This window comes from Microbacterium sp. 69-7, assembly GCF_001897985.1.
Lineage (GTDB): Bacteria > Actinomycetota > Actinomycetes > Actinomycetales > Microbacteriaceae > Microbacterium > Microbacterium laevaniformans.
Window position 1 is genome coordinate 44197 of the sequence record NZ_MKRU01000092.1, and the last position, 17074, is coordinate 61270.

The 17074-nt window shown below is 70.8% G+C and carries 15 protein-coding genes; 9 read left to right on the forward strand and 6 right to left on the reverse strand.

Annotation, left to right across the window (positions count from 1 at the left end; genetic code table 11):
* Positions 1 to 1143 carry an o-succinylbenzoate synthase gene (menC, locus tag BGN98_RS10730; RefSeq protein ID WP_288121373.1) on the forward strand — a complete coding sequence of 381 codons (1143 nt, stop codon included), beginning with the start codon at positions 1 to 3 and terminating at the stop codon, positions 1141 to 1143.
* 58 nt (positions 1144 to 1201) lie between these two features.
* On the opposite strand, the gene BGN98_RS10735 is transcribed toward menC, so the two are convergent.
* Positions 1202 to 2539, reverse strand: a complete 1338-nt coding sequence (locus tag BGN98_RS10735) for an SPFH domain-containing protein (RefSeq protein ID WP_502687834.1) — start codon at positions 2537 to 2539, stop codon at positions 1202 to 1204.
* Positions 2540 to 2702: 163 nt separating this feature from the next.
* Here BGN98_RS10735 and BGN98_RS10740 point away from each other — a divergent pair, with 163 nt between their 5' ends.
* The 3 genes from BGN98_RS10740 to BGN98_RS10750 all read left to right on the forward strand — a co-directional run bounded on the left by BGN98_RS10740 (position 2703) and on the right by BGN98_RS10750 (position 5081).
* Positions 2703 to 3074, forward strand: a complete 372-nt coding sequence (locus BGN98_RS10740) for a DUF4870 domain-containing protein (protein WP_502687830.1) — start codon at positions 2703 to 2705, stop codon at positions 3072 to 3074.
* A gap of 58 nt (positions 3075 to 3132) precedes the next feature.
* Positions 3133 to 3543 carry a bestrophin-like domain gene (locus tag BGN98_RS10745; protein ID WP_204947876.1) on the forward strand — a complete coding sequence of 137 codons (411 nt, stop codon included), beginning with the start codon at positions 3133 to 3135 and terminating at the stop codon, positions 3541 to 3543.
* Positions 3544 to 3656: 113 nt separating this feature from the next.
* Positions 3657 to 5081: a sugar porter family MFS transporter gene (locus BGN98_RS10750; RefSeq protein ID WP_502687835.1), complete on the forward strand. Its 1425-nt coding sequence runs from the start codon at positions 3657 to 3659 to the stop codon at positions 5079 to 5081.
* 5 nt (positions 5082 to 5086) lie between these two features.
* Here BGN98_RS10750 and BGN98_RS10755 read toward each other — a convergent pair whose 3' ends face one another.
* Positions 5087 to 5974, reverse strand: a complete 888-nt coding sequence (locus tag BGN98_RS10755; protein ID WP_288121376.1) for an NAD(+)/NADH kinase — start codon at positions 5972 to 5974, stop codon at positions 5087 to 5089.
* Position 5975: 1 nt separating this feature from the next.
* Positions 5976 to 7004 carry an SPFH domain-containing protein gene (locus BGN98_RS10760; protein WP_288121377.1) on the reverse strand — a complete coding sequence of 343 codons (1029 nt, stop codon included), beginning with the start codon at positions 7002 to 7004 and terminating at the stop codon, positions 5976 to 5978.
* An 89-nt stretch (positions 7005 to 7093) separates the two neighbouring features.
* Here BGN98_RS10760 and BGN98_RS10765 point away from each other — a divergent pair, with 89 nt between their 5' ends.
* Positions 7094 to 7777 (forward strand): NUDIX hydrolase, encoded by a 684-nt coding sequence (locus BGN98_RS10765; protein WP_204947872.1) that lies wholly within the window; start codon positions 7094 to 7096, stop codon positions 7775 to 7777.
* 134 nt (positions 7778 to 7911) lie between these two features.
* Here BGN98_RS10765 and BGN98_RS10770 read toward each other — a convergent pair whose 3' ends face one another.
* Complete coding sequence (locus tag BGN98_RS10770; protein WP_288121378.1) at positions 7912 to 9561, reverse strand: class I SAM-dependent methyltransferase; 1650 nt, start codon at positions 9559 to 9561, stop codon at positions 7912 to 7914.
* Between the two features lie 44 nt (positions 9562 to 9605).
* Here BGN98_RS10770 and BGN98_RS10775 point away from each other — a divergent pair, with 44 nt between their 5' ends.
* Both BGN98_RS10775 and BGN98_RS10780 read left to right on the forward strand, forming a co-directional pair.
* Positions 9606 to 10994, forward strand: coding sequence for a glycine--tRNA ligase (locus BGN98_RS10775; protein WP_288121379.1), 1389 nt, complete (start codon positions 9606 to 9608; stop codon positions 10992 to 10994).
* A gap of 179 nt (positions 10995 to 11173) precedes the next feature.
* Complete coding sequence (locus BGN98_RS10780) at positions 11174 to 11899, forward strand: GNAT family N-acetyltransferase (RefSeq protein WP_288121380.1); 726 nt, start codon at positions 11174 to 11176, stop codon at positions 11897 to 11899.
* A gap of 160 nt (positions 11900 to 12059) precedes the next feature.
* Here BGN98_RS10780 and BGN98_RS10785 read toward each other — a convergent pair whose 3' ends face one another.
* Positions 12060 to 12626 carry an HhH-GPD-type base excision DNA repair protein gene (locus tag BGN98_RS10785; protein ID WP_288121381.1) on the reverse strand — a complete coding sequence of 189 codons (567 nt, stop codon included), beginning with the start codon at positions 12624 to 12626 and terminating at the stop codon, positions 12060 to 12062.
* A gap of 102 nt (positions 12627 to 12728) precedes the next feature.
* Between BGN98_RS10785 and BGN98_RS10790 the strand changes: the two genes are divergently transcribed.
* Both BGN98_RS10790 and BGN98_RS10795 read left to right on the forward strand, forming a co-directional pair.
* Positions 12729 to 13742, forward strand: coding sequence for an ATP-binding cassette domain-containing protein (locus tag BGN98_RS10790; RefSeq protein ID WP_288121382.1), 1014 nt, complete (start codon positions 12729 to 12731; stop codon positions 13740 to 13742).
* Complete coding sequence (locus BGN98_RS10795; RefSeq protein WP_288121383.1) at positions 13739 to 14578, forward strand: ABC transporter permease; 840 nt, start codon at positions 13739 to 13741, stop codon at positions 14576 to 14578. The genes BGN98_RS10790 and BGN98_RS10795 overlap by 4 nt, the downstream gene beginning before the upstream one ends.
* Here BGN98_RS10795 and BGN98_RS10800 read toward each other — a convergent pair.
* Positions 14575 to 17074, reverse strand: a 2500-nt coding sequence (locus BGN98_RS10800) for an ATP-binding protein (protein ID WP_288121384.1), incomplete at its 5' end; no start/stop codon positions are given. The two genes, BGN98_RS10795 and BGN98_RS10800, sit on opposite strands and share 4 nt — an antisense overlap.

The window sequence follows — 17074 nt, forward strand, 5'->3', positions numbered from 1 at the left end:
ATGCCGATCGCCCGCCCCGCCGCTCCCGTGCGCCTCGACGCGGTCGAGCTTCGCGTGCTCCATCTGCCGCTCGTCTCGCCGTTCGCGACCTCGTTCGGCACCGAGACCGTGCGGGAGGTCATCGTGGTGCGCGTTCGCACCGCCGACGGCGACGGGTGGGGAGAGATCGTCACCCAGCAGTCCCCCCTCTACTCCAGCGAATACACGCAGGGCGCGTGGGACGTCGCCCAGCGCTTCCTCGCGCCCGCGCTTCTGGATGCCGCGGCGCACGCTCTCGCGCCCGAAGAGGTGGCGGGCGTGCTCGAGCCGTTCGTCGGGCACCGCATGGTCAAGGCGGGGCTCGAACTCGCCGTCCTCGACGCCGCCCTCCGCGCGGAGGGCCGCGCGTTGGGGGAGTACCTCGGCGCCACGGTCGACCGCGTGCCGAGCGGGGTGTCGGTCGGCATCCAACGCGACCCGTCGGCCCTCGTCGACGCCGTCGCCGGCTACGTGGACCAGGGCTACGTGCGCATCAAGATCAAGATCAAGCCCGGGCGCGACGTCGCCGACACCGCCGCGGTGCGTGACGCGTTCGGGGCGATTCCCCTGCAGGTCGACGCGAACTCCGCCTACACGCTCGCGGACGCCGACACCCTCGCCGAGCTGGACCGCTTCGACCTCCTGCTGATCGAGCAGCCCCTGCAGGAGGACGACATCGTCGACCATGCCGCGCTCGCCGCGCGTCTTCGCACGCCGATCTGCCTCGACGAGTCGATCGTGTCGGCCAAGGCGGCGCGCGACGCGCTCGCCCTGCGCGCCGCCGCCATCATCAACATCAAGGCGGGCCGCGTCGGCGGTTACCTCGAGGCCGTGCGTGTGCACGATCTGTGTCGCGAGGCGGGGGTGGTGCCTGTCTGGTGCGGAGGGATGCTGGAGACCGGCATCGGCCGCGCGGCCAACGCGGCGCTGGCCGCGCTCCCCGGATTCACGCTGCCCGGCGACGTCTCGGCATCCGACCGCTTCTACGCCCGCGACATCGTGCGCGAGCCGATCGTGTTGGAAGACGGGCACGTCCGCGTGCCGACCGCGCCCGGCATCGGCGTCGAGATCGATCCCGTCGCGCTCGAAGACGCGACCGTCGCGCGGGTCGAGCTGCGCCGCTGACCGGGCGGGAGGCGTGCCCGGTCGTTGAGCGACGAGCGCAGCGAGGAGTCGAAACGCGTCAGCTCTCGGTCGTGACCGGCGGCTCTTCGCGCAGCCCCTGGGCCATCCCGCGGCCAGTCGCCTGCCCCTGGATGACCTGCCGCAGGTCGATGCCGGTCGCCGCCTGGATCGCGTCGAAGCTGGCCCGCATGCTCGAGGCCGATTCGGCGGCCATGTGACTGGACGCCCCCTCGCCGCCGAGCACGGTGATCGAGCCGACCTTGTCGAACCCGCGCGCGAACTCGGTCATCATCGGCACGAGCGCCTCGAGCGCGCGCTGCGCGAGCAGAGCCTCCTGGTTCTTGGAGAGGGCTTCGGCCTCGGCCTCGATGGCCGCCGCCCGCGCCTCGCCCACGAGCCGCACCGCGTCGGCCTCGGCCTCGGCGCGAAGCCGGGTGGCCTCCGCCTCCTGCGCTGCGATCTGCGCGCGCGCCTCGGCGGCCTTGACCTCGCCGTACGCGGCGGCGTCCGCCGCGCGCTGGCGCTCGTAGAGGGAGGCGTCGGCGACCTTCTTGATGTCGGCATCCAGTTGGGCCTGCTTGTTCTCGGCTCCCTGCAGCAGCACGGCCTGCTCACGCTCTGCACGCGCGAGCGCTTCGGCCTGCTCGGCCTCGGCGCGGGCGCGACCGACTTCGGCCGCCGCGGCGGCGGAGTTCTTGTCGAACGCGGTCTGCTCGACGAGGTTCGCCTCGTCGGTCGCGATCTGTCGGGCGCGAACCTCGCGGGCGGCGTTGATACGGGCGACCTCGGCCTCTCGGCGCACGCGCTCGACCTCGGTCGCGCCGAGGGCGTCGATGTAGCCGTTCTTGTCGGTGACGCCCTGGATCTGGAACGAGTCGAGGATGAGTCCCTGGGCGAGCAGGTCGCTCTTGATGCCCTCGGCGATCTGGTCGGACAGCTTCTGCCGATCCTTCATCAGCTGCTCGACCGTCAGGGTCGCCACGACGCCGCGCAGGGCGCCTTCGAGCTGCTCGGTCGTGAACTGCTCGATCGCGCCGTCCTGCGAGAGGAAGCGCTCCGCCGCGCGGCGGACGAACTCGGGGTCGGAGCCGATCTTGACCAGCGCGACGCCCGAGACGTTGACGGTCACTCCGTTGGAGGCCTGCGCCGTCGGCTCCATCTTGATCTGGCGGGCGCGCAGCGAGATCATCTCGGCGCGCTGTGTGAGCGGGTTGACGAGGGCGCCGCCGCCGGTGATCACCGAGATGCGCGACGACTCGCCGCTGGCGTTCTTCTGGCTCTTGCCGACCACCACGAGCGCCTGGTCGGCCTTGGCGACTTTGTACCACGCGCGCACCATGATCAGCAGGAAAACCAGGAGGACGATCGCGGCGACGACGGCGATGCCGACGATCACCAGTGCGCCCCCAGCGGCAAGAATCTCCACGTTACGAACCCACTTCCTGTGTATTGCCGATGTCCTTCGACCGTATCGAACGATGCCGCCGGATGCCGAGGATTCGGCGGATCTCGGGATAACCCCCTCGGTGTGCCGGACACGCGCCCCCTACGCTGGTCGCATGACGACTCCGCAGTACCCGCAGCCCGCGGTCCCCTCCGGCCCGCAGCAGATGAATCCGTCCGACGAGAAGACGTGGGCGACCCTGGTCCACGTCGGCGGCATCTTCTACTTCCTGCCGTCGCTGATCGGCTACCTCGTGCTGAAGGACCGCGGCCCGTTCGTGCGGGCGCACACGGCCGCCGCGCTGAACTTCCAGCTCACGATGCTGATCGCGTCCCTCGTCGGCACGGTGCTCTCCATCATCGGCATCGGGCTGCTCATCCTGCTCGCCGTGTACGTGGTGAACATCGTCTTCTCGATCATCGCCGCCGTGAAGGCGAACAAGGGGGAGTGGTACACCTACCCCCTTTCGATCTCGTTCGTCAGCTGACGGCGGTCTGAGCGCAGGCCCGCGGGCTCATGATCGTCGACTTGATGGACGCGCCCCTGTGGCTGGGGATGACGGTCTTCTGCGTCGGCTTCGTCGGCTTGTCGTGCCTCCCGAGCCCGGGTTCGTCCCCACCGACGCTCGGGAGATCAACGTACAGGCGCAGACACTGCAGTCCTTCGAGGCGTTCGTCGGACAGCGGCGCGAGCGGATCGAGGTGACGGATCTCGGCCTGCCGAGCATCCTGTGGACGGTGCTCTGGGTGGGGGCGCTGCTGAACGCGATCCTGCTCTCGCTCATCCAGGTGCGAAACCTCCGCATCCACCTCATCATGGCGGGGCTCATCGCCGTCTTCGTCGCGCTGCTGCTCTACGCCATCGCGGGCTTCGACCGCCCCTATTCCGGGCCCATCTCCGTCACCCCGACGTACTACCAGTCGCTACTGGACGGCCTGTTCCAGCGCGTTCCCTGACGGTCCTTACCACGCGCAGGGCTCCGCCGGCGAGGGCGGCCCCTGTCGCTCCCGGCGGGGCTATTGTCTTCCGAGTGACCTCGACCGACTCGCTCCCCGCCGGCACGTTCTCGATGAGGAGCCCGTATGGGCGAAGGGCCGCGGCACTGTCGGTCGCCGCCGCGGTGGGCGGGTTCCTGTTCGGCTTCGACTCCTCGGTCATCAACGGAGCGGTCTCCTCGATTGAGTCCACGTACACGAAGGACGCCCTGCTCACCGGGTTCGTCGTCGCCGTCGCCCTGCTCGGCTGCGCGCTCGGGGCGATCATCGCCGGAGCCCTCTCCGATCGCTGGGGCCGGCTGCGCGTCATGCTCCTCGGCTCCGCCATGTTCCTCGCGAGCTCGATCGGCTCGGCGCTGACCTTCAGCGTTCCCGACCTCATCGTCTGGCGCGTCCTGGGCGGTATCGGCATCGGCATCGCGTCGGTCGTCGCTCCCGCCTACATCGCCGAGGTCGCACCGCGTCAGGTGCGCGGCAGTCTCGCCTCTCTGCAGCAGCTCGCGATCACGATCGGCATCTTCACCGCATTGCTGAGCAACGCGGTGCTCGCCGATGCCGCCGGCAGCGCCGACAACGTGCTGTGGTGGGGCCTCGAAGCGTGGCGGTGGATGTTCCTCATCGGCGTCGCGCCGGCCGCCGTCTACGGCATCCTGGCGCTGACGATGCCGGAGTCTCCGCGATTCCTGCTCGCCAAGGGACGCAACGACGAGGCGCGCGCGATCTTCGAGCGACTCGTTCCCGCCGCCGACCTCGACAAGACGATGAACGAGCTGATCAGTAGCATCGAAGACGACCGCAAGAACCGGAGCGCCTCTCTGCGCGGAAAGGCGCTGGGACTGCAGCCCGTCGTCTGGATCGGCATCCTGCTGTCGGCCTTCCAGCAGCTCGTCGGCATCAACGTCATCTTCTACTACTCGACGACGCTGTGGCGTGCGGTCGGATTCGATGAGAGCAACTCGCTGCTGATCAGCGTCCTCACCTCCGTGACGAACGTGCTGGTGACGCTCGTCGCGATCTTCCTCGTCGACCGCGTCGGGCGCAAGCCGATTCTGATGACCGGCTCGCTGATGATGACCCTGTCGCTGGGCGCGATGGCGCTGGCCTTCGCGTTCGCACAGACGGTGGACGGCGAGGTGACCCTCCCGGGGGCGTGGGGTCCGATCGCGCTGGTGGCGGCGAACCTGTTCGTCGTCGGGTTCGGCGCCTCCTGGGGCCCCATCGTCTGGGTGCTGCTCGGGGAGATCTTCTCCAGCCGCATCCGCGGCAAGGCCCTCGGTGTCGCGGCGAGTGCCCAGTGGATCGCGAACTTCCTCGTGTCCTGGACCTTCCCCCAGCTTGCGGCCTTCTCGCTTCCGTTCACGTACGGCATGTACGCCGTGTTCGCGGCGCTGTCGTTCGTCTTCGTGCTGTGGAAGATCCCCGAGACGAAGGGCATGGCGCTGGAGCAGAGCGAGACGCTGTTCGTCCCCGAGCCGAAGCGGTCCGTGCGGGCCCGCTGACGCGGCTACGCCATGACGGTGCGCAGCGTCCGGTCGGCGACCCCCACGCTCACGCGCTGACCCCACGACAGCGACAGGCGGTCGTCCTCCATCCCATCGCCGAACGCGACGAGCACGTCCGACTCGACGCGGAGGGTCACCTGCCCGCCGTCGAGTCGACCCGCGAACAGGTCTGCGCCCGTGCTCGGCGACGGCCACGGCTCCCGGACGAACCAGGCGAGTGCGCTCTCGGTGGCGGTGGGCAGCGGCATCCCGGGTGCCTGCACACGTGCGATCGAGGAGCACCATCCCGTCGCTCCCGTGCCGGTGCCGACGATCACGCCCGACGAGGACTGTCGCTCCCGGCGACCGCCGACCTCGAGCGTGTAGCGCGCCGACTGGTGGCCGGTCTGGCCGATCATGACCTCGTTCAGCGCCGTGAGCGACTGACCGTCGTCGGTGCGCACCTGCACCATCGTGCGCTCGCAGATCGGCGCGGTTCCCGCCTGCGCGGCTGCGGCGAGGGCGACTCCTGCCGCGGGGGTGTGCGGCACGAGCACCCCGGCATTGACGCCGGGCAGCGGGTCGATGCCGATGACGGGTTGGATGCCGAGATACTTCGCGGCGTTGGCGACGAGCCCGTCCTGTCCGACGACGAGCACGACGTCGTCGGGTTCGAAGACGAAGCGGGCGAGGTCGCTGCGTTCGACCGTGGCTCGCCGCCAATCGACCGGCAGCCCCGCGGACACGTCGGCCAGGGCGGCGCGGGTGCGCTCGTGCCGCTCTTCGACGGCGGCGAGGCTCTGGCCTCGCTGATCGAGGAAGAAGGAGACCTGGCCGCGCGTGCCGTGCCGGGCGAGCAGTTCGGTGAGCTCGCTCGCCCGATGCACGATGACGGCTCGAGGGGTGGTCATCTCAGTGTCCCGTCGGTGTCGCGGTCTGCGCGGCGGCCCGGCCGCCGAGGCGTCCCACGAGGTCGGTGAGCAGGTCGGGCGTGACGGTCAGGTGGTCCATGCTGGGCAGGTTGCCCGCCAGCTCGCGCATCGCCAGGGCGGTCAGTACCTCGACGGGCACGTCGCGCAGGGCCGCCATTCGGGCCTGCTCGGCCGCGCCGGCCGCCTCGCCGAGCGCACGGTCGGCGTCGGCCCGGGCCTGTGCGTTCGTGCGGATGCGCTCGGCCTCGGCATCCACGGCGATCGCGGCAGCGGCGGCCGCCTGCTCCGCCTCGATGCGGGAGTTGCGTCCCCGCGCTTGGACGAGCTCCTCCTGCCGGCGGGCGAGCTCGACCTGGTTGGACAGCTCGTTCTCGCCGATCGCGGCCTCGCGCTCGACCGCGAGGGCGCGGCGGGCGAAGGTGGCCTTGTCGGCATCCTGCTGGATCGTCTCGCGGGCGGGGGTCTGCAGGGCGCGCTCGACGTCGGGCTCGGCGCGCAGCAGTGAGAACCGCACCCCGACGATGGCGATGCCGAGGTCGGTCAGGCGCGCGTCGGCGGCCAGCATGGCGGTGGCGGCGGCGCCCAGCTCGGCGAGGTCGGCACGCAGGGCGTTGTCGAGGGTGCGCGGCTGCAGCAGGTGCACGACGGCGGCGGTCGTCGCGCCGTGCAGGGGTGCGGCGATCGCGTCGAGCGGCTGCTCGGTCCACGTGCCGGTGCCCAGATCGATGGAGAAGTCGATGCGGCGCGCGGCGAGGTCGGGATCGACGATGCGATACGTCGCCGTGACCGGAGCCGACAGCTGCTGCAGGTCGGCGGTGCGCAGGCTCACGACGACCGACAGCTCGCGGTCGTCGAGCGGCACCTCGCTGATCGCGGCATCCAGGGGGCGGAACCAGAACGCCTGTCCTGCGCCGGCGTGGCGGATGCCGCCGCGACGGAAGTGGGTGACGTGCATCGTGGGCGTCGTGCTCAGGTGGCGGACGAACGGGCGGCGGGTGATGGTGGCCATGATGTCCTCTTTCTCTCTTTAGTGTCACTTTGACGATAACTCCGGTAGGTAGTTATCGTCAAGGTGACGATTTGAGGTAATCTGGGCGCGTGGACCCCTTCTCCTTCGCGGTCGCGGCCGACCTCGTCGTGCTGACCATCCGCGACCGTGCGCTCCACGTCCTCCTCGTCGAGCGCGGCATCGCGCCGGCGGCGGGCATGTGGGCGCTGCCGGGCGGCTTCGTGCTGCCCGACGAGGATGCCGAGGCCACCGCGTACCGCGAGCTCGCCGAGGAGACGGGGGTGACGGCCGGGGTGCACCTCGAGCAGGTGCGCACCTACAGCGCGCCCGACCGCGACCCGCGCGGACGTGTCGTGACGGTCGCCTGGCTCGCCCTCGCGCCCGACCTGGGCGAGCCCGCGGCGGGATCGGACGCACGCTCGGCCCGGTGGTGGCCCGTCGCGGAGGTCGAGAGCGGCGCGCTGCCGCTGGCCTTCGACCACGTCGCGATCTTCGCCGACGCCCTCGAGCGGGCGCGCGCGAAGCTCGAGTACTCCGCGCTCGCGATGGCTTTCTGCCCGCCCGAGTTCACGATCGCGCAGCTGCGCGCGGTCTACGAAGCGGTCTGGGGAGTGCCCGTCGACCCGCGCAACTTCCACCGCAAGATCACCGGCGCCGCGGGCTTCGTCGAGCCGACCGGGGGTATGGCGCGCGACGGCGGGCGCCCCGCCCAGCTGTTCCGTCGCGGACCGGTCGGTCAGCTGCAGCCGCCCTTCACCCGCCCCGAGCGCTGAGCGGCCGGGCCGCCGCACGGCCGGTCAACGGATTCAGAGGGTGTGAACGGACGCGGATGCCGCCGCGCGCGGCATCCGCTTCTGTTGACCTGATCCGAATCCACGACGCGGACGACCCGCCCGCCCGGCGCGCCTCAGCCGTCGAGCGGGCGGCGCGCGACGAGCAGCATGTGCGTGTCGGGCCAGTCCAGCGGCTCGTCGTCGAGCCCGAGAAGGGATGCCGCGGGCGCGAACCGATTCTCCACGAGCCAGTCGTTGCGCCAGGGCCCCGAGCGCTCGTCGATCTCGAGCCCGACCGATGCGACCAGCTCGCGCCAGTCGGCCCACGACAGCGCGCAGAACTGCTCGTGCATCTCCGACAGCCAGTTGCGCGTGTACGAGACGGTCTCGAGGAACTCCATGGCATCCGCCAGACGCAGCTCGATCGTCCGCTCGTCGCGCACCTCGTACTCCCACGCAGCGCCGCTGAGCGCGCGGAAGTCCTGCGCGAACTGGGCGACCCGGCTGCCCACCGGCAGCGCTTCGAGGGATGCCGCGACCTCGTCGTTGGATCCCATCAGCTCGCGCGCGGGCGTCGTGACGTCGCCGCCCCGCATCCGCAGCCGCACGATGCGATCGGGATCGGCCGGCCCGCAGACATCGGAGTTGATCCACACGCCACCGGGCACGGTATGGTCGGCGATCGCCGACGCGAAGGCCCGCAGCGACGGCATCCCCTCGCCGTAGGAGTAGATCTCGTGCGTCAGCGCGAAGCTGAGCGTCGAGGCGATGCTGCGATCCGGGAACAGGCGCCCGGCCAGGATGTTGCGGCGGTAGAAGAACGTGTTCGGGTTCGCGAACGCGCCCTCGGACTTCTTGTGCTCGCAGGCCGCGAACAGTTCGGGGGCGATCTCGACTCCGATGAGATCCGACTCGGCCAGGGCCGGTTCGCGCGACGCGAGCTCGAGCATGGCGCCGGTCGCGCAACCCAGGTCGACGATGCGGCCGGGCACGATCCAGGCGCGCGCCTGGGCCCACTTGCGCTCCGCGGCATCCTCGAACGCGCGGCTGTAGGTGCGGTAGTCGCGCGTCGGGGTGAGCCCGCCCTCGTCGCCGATGACGGGGTCGGCCGCGATCTCGCGCGCCTGCGCCGCCAGGCCGTAACGGTCGACGATGTCGAGGCTCGCCGGGTGGGCGTCGGCGCGCCAGTCGTCCGAGCCGGCCATGAGCTCGTCGAGCAGCTGCCAGGGCGTGCGCGGCGCGTCGGAATGGTCGCGCTCCATCGGCGCGATGCGATACCCCAGGCCGCGGTACATGTCGGCGACCTGCGGCGTCGAGGTGGCGATGATCGCCGTCTCGGGCGCGGGGATCACCCCCTGTGCGGTCGCATACCCGATCTCCTTGAGGGCGATCTCGGCGAACCGGGGCGTCGGCGCGATGTCCACGACGGGCACGACGATCGACGGCATCCGCTCGACGTGCGCGAGGATCTCGATCGCCGCCTCCCGCCGATGTCCCGGGAACGGGTTGCGCCGCGTCGCGGAGTGGTTCGCGCTCGTGACCGCCCAGACGACGACGGCGCTGTCGGCGACCGCGATCGGCTCGCCGTTCTCGTCGCGCCCGCGGCCGGCGAGCAGTTCGCCGAGGTAGGCCGCCTGGAACCTCGTCAGCAGATGGTGACGCCCCGGGACGATGACGTGCTGGATCTCGCGGTCTGCGCTCACCCGCTCCACGTTAGTCACGGGCCGGCCGGGAAGCCGCAGCAGCGGAAGACTAGAATCGACGGATGCCGGAACTGTCGGCATCCACACCCTTTTCGCATTCGCGACACGACCATTTGGAGCCACCTGTGGCCGAGCAGTCCCGCCTCGACAAAGTCATCGCCCTCGCCCGTCACCGGGGTTTCGTCTTCCAGGCCGGGGAGATCTACGGCGGATCGCGGTCGGCCTGGGACTACGGCCCCCTCGGCACGGAGCTGAAGGAGAACATCCGTCGCCAGTGGTGGCAGACGTTCGTGCGCGGACGCGCCGACATGGTCGGCCTCGACTCGAGCATCATCCTGCCCAAGCGCGTCTGGGAGGCCTCCGGGCACGTCGCGACCTTCACCGACCCCCTCGTGGAGTGCCTGCACTGCCACAAGCGCTTCCGCGCCGACAACCTCATCGAGGACTTCGAGGCGCGCAAGGGCCGCCCGGCGGAGAACGGCCTCGCCGACATCCCCTGCCCCAATTGCGGTACCAAGGGCCAGTACACCGAGCCGAAGGCGTTCTCCGGGCTGGTGAAGACCTACCTCGGCGTCGTGGATGACGAGTCGGGTCTGTACTTCCTGCGCCCCGAGACCGCGCAGGGCATCTTCGTGAACTTCTCGAACGTGCTCACCGCCTCGCGCCGCAAGCCCCCGTTCGGTGTGGGCCAGGTCGGCAAGGCCTTCCGCAACGAGATCACCCCCGGCAACTTCATCTTCCGCACCCGCGAGTTCGAGCAGATGGAGATCGAGTACTTCACACCGCCCGCCGAGGCGCAGGAGTGGTTCGAGCACTGGGTGGAGGCGTGCTGGAACTGGTTCGTCGACCTGGGCGTCGACCCGGCGAACATGAAGCGGTTCGACGTTCCCGAGGAGGACCGCGCGCACTACTCCGCCGGCACGATCGACGTGGAGTACCGCTTCGGCTTCCCCGGCAAGGAGTGGGGCGAGCTGATGGGTGTCGCCAACCGCACCGACTACGACCTGAAGAGCCACTCCGACGCATCGGGCCAGTCGCTCACCTTCTTCGACCAGGCCTCGGGTGAGAAGTACACGCCCTTCGTCATCGAGCCGTCCTTCGGCCTCACCCGCGCCATGATGGCCTTCCTCGTCGACGCATACCGCGAGGAGGAGGTGTCCAACGCCAAGGGCGGCACCGACACCCGTACGGTGCTGGCGCTGGACCCGCGCCTGGCGCCCGTCAAGGTGGCCGTGCTGCCACTGTCGCGCAACGAGCGCCTGTCGCCGCTGGCACGCGAGGTCGCCGACGATCTTCGGGCTCAGGGGTGGAACGTCGACTTCGACGACGCCGGCGCCATCGGCCGTCGCTACCGCCGTCAGGACGAGATCGGCACCCCGTTCTGCGTCACCGTCGACTTCGATTCGCTCGATGACCGCGCCGTGACCGTGCGCGACCGCGACACGATGGCGCAGGAGCGCATCGCGCTCGACGCGCTCGTGGGCTACCTCGGCTCGCGCCTGCGGGGCGCCTGAGCCTCGGCATCCCCCGATCCGCGCCGCCCCGCCCCGCGCCGCCCCGCCCCGCGTCTCGGGTCCGCGAGACACCGTCCACGCACCGAGACACGCGTTGTGCACCGGTGTTTCGGTGCGCCGCGCGTGTCTCGCGGCCAGGGGCACGCGGCGGAGCGCGAGAGAACGGCTACCGTGGAGGCATGGCATCCGGCGCACCCGAGTCCACCCTCAGTATCCGCGACCTCGACACGCTCGACGAGATTTTCGCCGCCCATCGGGTGATCGTGGAGATCTGGGGCGGACGCGACCCCATGCCCGCGCCGCTCATGCGCGCGCTGCAGTACTCGGGCAACTACGTGGTCGGCCTGTACGACGGTGAGCGCATCGTCGGCGCCTCCGTCGCGTTCTTCTCCCCGCCGGAGCAGCACGCCATGCACTCCCACGTCACGGGCGTACTGCCGGAGTACCAGCGTCGCGGGTTCGGACGCCTGCTCAAGCAGCAGCAGCGCCAGTGGGCGATCGCCCGCGACATCGGCACGGTCACCTGGACCTTCGACCCGCTTGTGCGCCGCAACGCCCACTTCAACGCCAAGACGATCGGCGTACGTTTCGTGGAGTACCTCGTCGACCAGTACGGCTCGGCCTACGACGGCGCCGAGCTCGACCAGAACGGCCAGGGTGTCGACAGCGACCGCCTCCTGGTCGCGTGGGCGCTCGCGTCGGCTCCGGTGCGTGAGCCGGATGCCGCGGACGTCGTCGCGACCGTCCAGATCCCCGAGGACATCGAGTCTCTGCGTCGCACCGATGCGGCCGAGGCCGCGGCGTGGCGTCTGCGCGTGCGCGAGGAGATGCTGTCGCACTACGGTCGCGGCCTCGTCATCGGTGGTTTCGACGACGAGCGCGGCTACCTGTTCGTGCAGGGCTGAGTCCGCGGGCTCGCGGCGTTTCGACGCGCTGCGCTCGCTCAACGACCGGGGGTGCCGTCGCGTTTCGACTCGCCGCGCTCGCTCGACGACCGGGGCGTGCGCAACTTCCGGTCGGTGAGCGACGAGCGCAGCGAGGAGTCGAAACGCGCCTCTCCGGCCGTCAGCCCTTCGCCGCGGCCTTCGCCGCCTTCTTGAACTCGCGCACCTTGGCCAGCGACTCGGGGGAGACGATGTCGGCCACCGAGCGGTAGGAGCCGTCTTCGCCGTAGGCGCCCGCGGCCTCGCGCCAGCCGGCGCCGGTGAAGCCGTACTGCTTGCCGAGCAGGGCGAGGAAGATCTTGGCCTTCTGCTCGCCGAAGCCGGGGAGGGCTTTCAACCGCTTCAACACGGTCGGCCCGTCGGGGTCGCCTTCGGTCCACAGCGCCGCGGCATCCCCGCCCCAGTCCTGCTCGAGCGCCCGGCAGAGCGCCTGCACGCGACCCGCCATCGACCCGGGGTAGCGGTGCACGGCCGGCGACTGCTGGAACGCGGCGACCAAGGCGTCGGGGTCGTAGCCGGCGATGGTCGCGGCATCCATGGCGCCGATGCGCTCCTGGATCTTCAACGGACCGCTGAACGCGGTCTCCATGGCTACCTGCTGGTCGAGGAGCATGCCGATCAGCAGCGCCAGCGGGTTCTCGGTGAGCAGGGTGTCGGCGGCGGGGTCGTCGGTGATGTGCAGGCTCATCCCTCGAGTGTGTCACCCGCAGACCCGCCGTGACAGCACGGTGACAGCCCCGTCGCCCGCGTGACAGGGACGCGACAGCGCGCCCGGCGCACAGTGGATGCCATGACCACTTCCACCTCACCATCCACCCTCGCGGTGCGCGCGGAGAGCCTCGTGAAGGTCTTCGGCGACAACCGTGCTGTCGACGGCGTCGACCTGGCCGTCGACGCCGGCACGGTCTACGGCGTGCTCGGTCCGAACGGGGCCGGCAAGACCACCACCATCAACATGCTCGCGACGCTGATGCGTCCCGACGCCGGCCGCGCCGAGATCTTCGGCCACGACGTCTCGCGGGAGCCGAACGTCGTCCGTCAGCTGATCGGCGTCACCGGGCAGTTCGCGTCGGTCGATGAGACGCTGTCGGCGACGGAGAACCTGATGATCTTCGGTCGGCTCCTGGGCCTGACGTGCAACGAGGCGAAGCGCAAGGCCGGGGACCTCCTCGAGCGCTTCTCCTTGACGGATGCCGCGCGGCGGCCCCTGAAGAAGTTCTCGGGCGGCATGCGGCGTCGACTGGATCTCGCCGCATCGCTTCTGGCCCAGCCTCCGCTCATCTTCCTCGACGAACCCACCACGGGTCTCGACCCGCGCACGCGCGGGCAGATGTGGGACACGATCCGCGAGCTCGTCGCGACCGGCTCCACCGTGCTGCTCACGACGCAGTACCTCGATGAGGCGGATCAGCTCGCCGACCGCATCGCCGTCATCGATCACGGCCGCGTGGTCGCCGAGGGCACGGCCGACGACCTCAAGGCCTCGGTGGGCACGTCGTCGCTGATCCTGCGGATGTCCGATCCCGCCGACGTGGATGACGCCCTGCGCGCGATCGCGCAGGTGCTGGGGGTGCGCGGCACCCTCTCGCCCGAGGCGGCGCGCATCACCGCGCCGATGTCCGACCCCGACCGTGTCACCGATCTGCTGATCACCCTGCGCGAGGCCGGCATCCACCTCACCGAGATGAGCGTGCAGAAGCCGACGCTCGATGAGGTGTTCCTGACCATCACCGGCCGACCGGCGGATGCCGCGGCCACCGACTCCGCGTCTGCCGACGCCGCCTCAGAGGAGGTCCGCGCATGAGCGCCATCGCCCCGACCCGCATCGATCTGACGCCCATCACCCCGGCATCCGAGCGCCGGCTCTCCAACCGCACGAGCCTGCGCCAGACCGTCGAGAACACGCTGACGATGGCGTATCGCGGGCTGGTGAAGATCCGTCGCACGCCCGAGCAGCTCGTCGACGTGACGGTGCAGCCGATCATCTTCACGCTGATGTTCGCGTACATCTTCGGCGGCGCGATCGCCGGAAACGTCGAGAGCTACCTTCCGGCGTTGATTCCGGGCATCCTCGTGCAGACCGTCATCACGACCTCGGTCGTGACCGGCACGCAGTTGCGCGAAGACATGGACAAGGGTGTGTTCGACCGCTTCCGGTCGCTGCCGATCGCACGCATCGCTCCGCTGTCGGGCGCGCTGCTGGCCGACACCCTGCGTTATGCGATCGCGACCTCCATCACGTTCGTCGTCGGCTTCCTCATGGGCTACCACCCGGCCGGCGGCTTCGGCGCGGTCCTCGCGGCCGGACTGCTCGTCATCGCCTGCTCGTGGGCCATCAGCTGGATCTTCGCGTTCTTCGGCGTCATCGCTCGCACGGCATCCAGCGTCCAGGGCATCTCGATGCTCATCCTGTTCCCGCTCACGTTCCTGTCGAACGCGTACGTGCCGATCGACTCGCTGCCCGCACCGCTCGCCTGGTTCGCGAGTGTGAACCCGATCTCTCACCTCGTGACCGCGGTGCGCGATCTCGCGAACGCGGGGGTCATCGCAGGGGACTTCTGGGCCTCGCTCTTGGGCGCCGCCGTCATCGTCCTCGTCTTCGCGCCGCTCACGGTGCGGGCGTACATGCGGAAGGCCTAGCGCCCGTCCAGACGATCGACCAGTGCGGTGAGCTCCGCCGGATCGGATGCCGCGGCATCCCGTCCGGCGGCGCTCACCGCATCGCGCACGGGAAGGGCGATCGGGTCGCTGAGGTCGGCGCGCCCCCGCAGCCGGTCGGCCTCGGCGAGTGCCGCCGCCGCATCGCTCAGGCGATCCGCGGCCAGGAACCAGCGGGCGAAAGCGACCGCGACGTCCGACATGATCGGTTGATCGCCCGTGCGGACGGCGACCGGCGCGGCCCGTCGCAGGGCGTCCGCGGCCCCCGCCGCGTCTCCGGTGAGCAGCAGCGCGAGCGCGCGCTTGCTCTCCTGCCACGCGGCGACCTGTGCGGGAAAGCCCGCCAGTGCCTGCTGCTGTTCGAGGCTGCCGGCACGCTCCAGCTCGCGCAGGGCGGCGGCGCCGTCGCCGCGCACCAGCTCGAGCGCGGCTGCCGTCGCGGCGGCCTGGGCGACGGCTCGTTCGGAGCCGTCGGCCCGCGCGCGGGCGAGCATCTGGTCGACGCGCTGCCGGGCCTCGCTCTCGCGACCGAGACGGAGCAGGATCGACACGGAGAGCGCCTGCTGCTGCAGCAGATCGCTGACCGACGTCAGACCTTCGAGCGCCTGCGTCGACTCGTCCGCGATGCGCAGCGACTCCTCCAGGCGCCCCTGCAGCATGAGCCACTCCGATCGCATCTGGCTGGCCAGAGCCGTGCCCCACGCATCGCCGAGGTGCCGGAAGGCATCCAGCGCGCGGCCGCTGGCGTCGCCGAGCCCCTCGATGTCACCGTTGTTCTGCGCGGTGGCCGCGTTCATGACCGCAGCGAACGCCCGGCTCCAGGCGGGGCCGTCCGTCAGATCGCTCTCATCCAGCCGCAGGTACGTCGACCACGGTTCGTCTCCGCGCCGATCCTGGCGGGCGCGCAGTGCCCCGCGCAGGACGACGGGGAGGACGGCCGCGAGCTCCGAGTCGTACCTCTGCGCGGCCGCGGCGATGCGCGCCACGCTCTGCGTGGACAGGTGCGTGGTCGTCGGATCGAGCATCGTGCGCATCAGCATCGCCATGGCCGCCACCACGACATCCGCCTCGCTGGCGAGGGCGTCGGCGGGGGTCGCGGTCGCGTTCAGAACGGACGTCAGCAGATCGAACCGCTCGCGCAACTGCCAGATCCACAGCTGCGCCCGCGCCAGACGCACCTCGAGTTCGCCGTGACCGACGGAGAAGCGGGTCGCGGCAGCGAGGTTCTCCTCGTTGGCGTCGAACCAGGCGATGGCCGGCCGGGCGGCCGGGGTCCGCAGCGCCCGGTCCTGCGCGAGTGCGAGCTGCGCCATCACGGCGGCCTGGCGTCCGCGAGCGTCCTCCAGCCTGCCCGATCGGTGGAGCGCGTCCAGTCCGTACTCGCGCACGGTCTCCAGCAGGCGGTAGCGGCCGCGGGAGCGCTGCACGAGTGAACGCTCGACGAGGTCGTCGATCGCCGTCTCGGGAAGCCCGAACGCCGCCGTGACCTCGGCCAGGTCCGCGGAGGAGATGCCGTCGGGGAAGACGGCCAACGCGAGCAGCGCGTCCCGCTGCGCGTCGTCGAGCAGGCTCCAGCTCCAGTCGATGACAGCCCGCAGTGTCTGGTGCCGCGGCTCCGCCGTGCGCGGTCCTCGGTCCAGAAGCGCGAATCGATCCGCGAGGCCGTCCTCGATCTCGGCGATCGACAGCACCCGTGCCTTCGCCCCGGCGAGCTCGAGTGCCAGCGGCAGACCGTCCAGGCGCCGTGCGATGCGGGCGACGGCCTCCGTCTCGCCGGCGTCCGGCGCGTGCCCGCGGGCGGCGCGGATGCGCGCGGCCAGCAAGGCCACGGCATCGCCCTCCGGCAGCGATCCCACCGTGACGAACGCCTCGCCAGGAACGCCCAGCGGTTCGCGGCTCGTGGCCAGCAGTCGCAGCGCCGGTGCCACCCGCAAAGCATCGGTCGCCACCTGGGCGGCGTCGCTCACGACGTGCTCGGCGTTGTCGAGCACGAGCAGCAGGGGCCGGCCGGCGAGGGCGGCGAGGGCACGCTCGCGGGAGCCCTGGGCCTGCCCGACAGTGCTCTCGGACAGGCGGACGCCACGACCGAGAGCGGTGGCGACGGCATCCCAGACGCCCCCCGCGTCGGCCGGTGCCAGCTCGACGAACACCGCGGGCGCGTGACGGCGGGCGAGCTCCAGTGCGAGAGTTGTCTTTCCCGCACCGCCGGGACCGATCAGGGTGAGCAGCCGCTCATCGGTCAGCTGAGCCTCGGCGAGGGCGATCTCGTCGGCGCGCCCGATCAGAGGCGTCAACGCTGCCGGAATGCGTGTGTCGTCGACAGCCCCCACCGTAGGCGCGCCGTGCGGACCCGCGATCCGCTGCGCGTGCGCGCGGTCTTCGAGCAGATCGCGCCGCGCCCAGTCGAAGTCGTCCGGCACCCAGGGGTCCGCCGTCCAGAGATCGAGCGCGTTGCGCGCCAGCGCCGCGGCTCGTTCG

Coding starts and splice junctions, on each gene's coding strand:
- BGN98_RS10755 (WP_288121376.1), bottom strand. CDS start 5,974: ATGACCACCCCTCGAGCCGTCATCGTGCATCGGGCGAGCGAGCTCACC.
- menC (WP_288121373.1), top strand. CDS start 1: ATGCCGATCGCCCGCCCCGCCGCTCCCGTGCGCCTCGACGCGGTCGAG.
- BGN98_RS10790 (WP_288121382.1), top strand. CDS start 12,729: ATGACCACTTCCACCTCACCATCCACCCTCGCGGTGCGCGCGGAGAGC.
- BGN98_RS10785 (WP_288121381.1), bottom strand. CDS start 12,626: ATGAGCCTGCACATCACCGACGACCCCGCCGCCGACACCCTGCTCACC.
- BGN98_RS10740 (WP_502687830.1), top strand. CDS start 2,703: ATGACGACTCCGCAGTACCCGCAGCCCGCGGTCCCCTCCGGCCCGCAG.
- BGN98_RS10795 (WP_288121383.1), top strand. CDS start 13,739: ATGAGCGCCATCGCCCCGACCCGCATCGATCTGACGCCCATCACCCCG.
- BGN98_RS10770 (WP_288121378.1), bottom strand. CDS start 9,561: ATGCCGACAGTTCCGGCATCCGTCGATTCTAGTCTTCCGCTGCTGCGG.
- BGN98_RS10760 (WP_288121377.1), bottom strand. CDS start 7,004: ATGGCCACCATCACCCGCCGCCCGTTCGTCCGCCACCTGAGCACGACG.
- BGN98_RS10750 (WP_502687835.1), top strand. CDS start 3,657: ATGAGGAGCCCGTATGGGCGAAGGGCCGCGGCACTGTCGGTCGCCGCC.
- BGN98_RS10780 (WP_288121380.1), top strand. CDS start 11,174: ATGGCATCCGGCGCACCCGAGTCCACCCTCAGTATCCGCGACCTCGAC.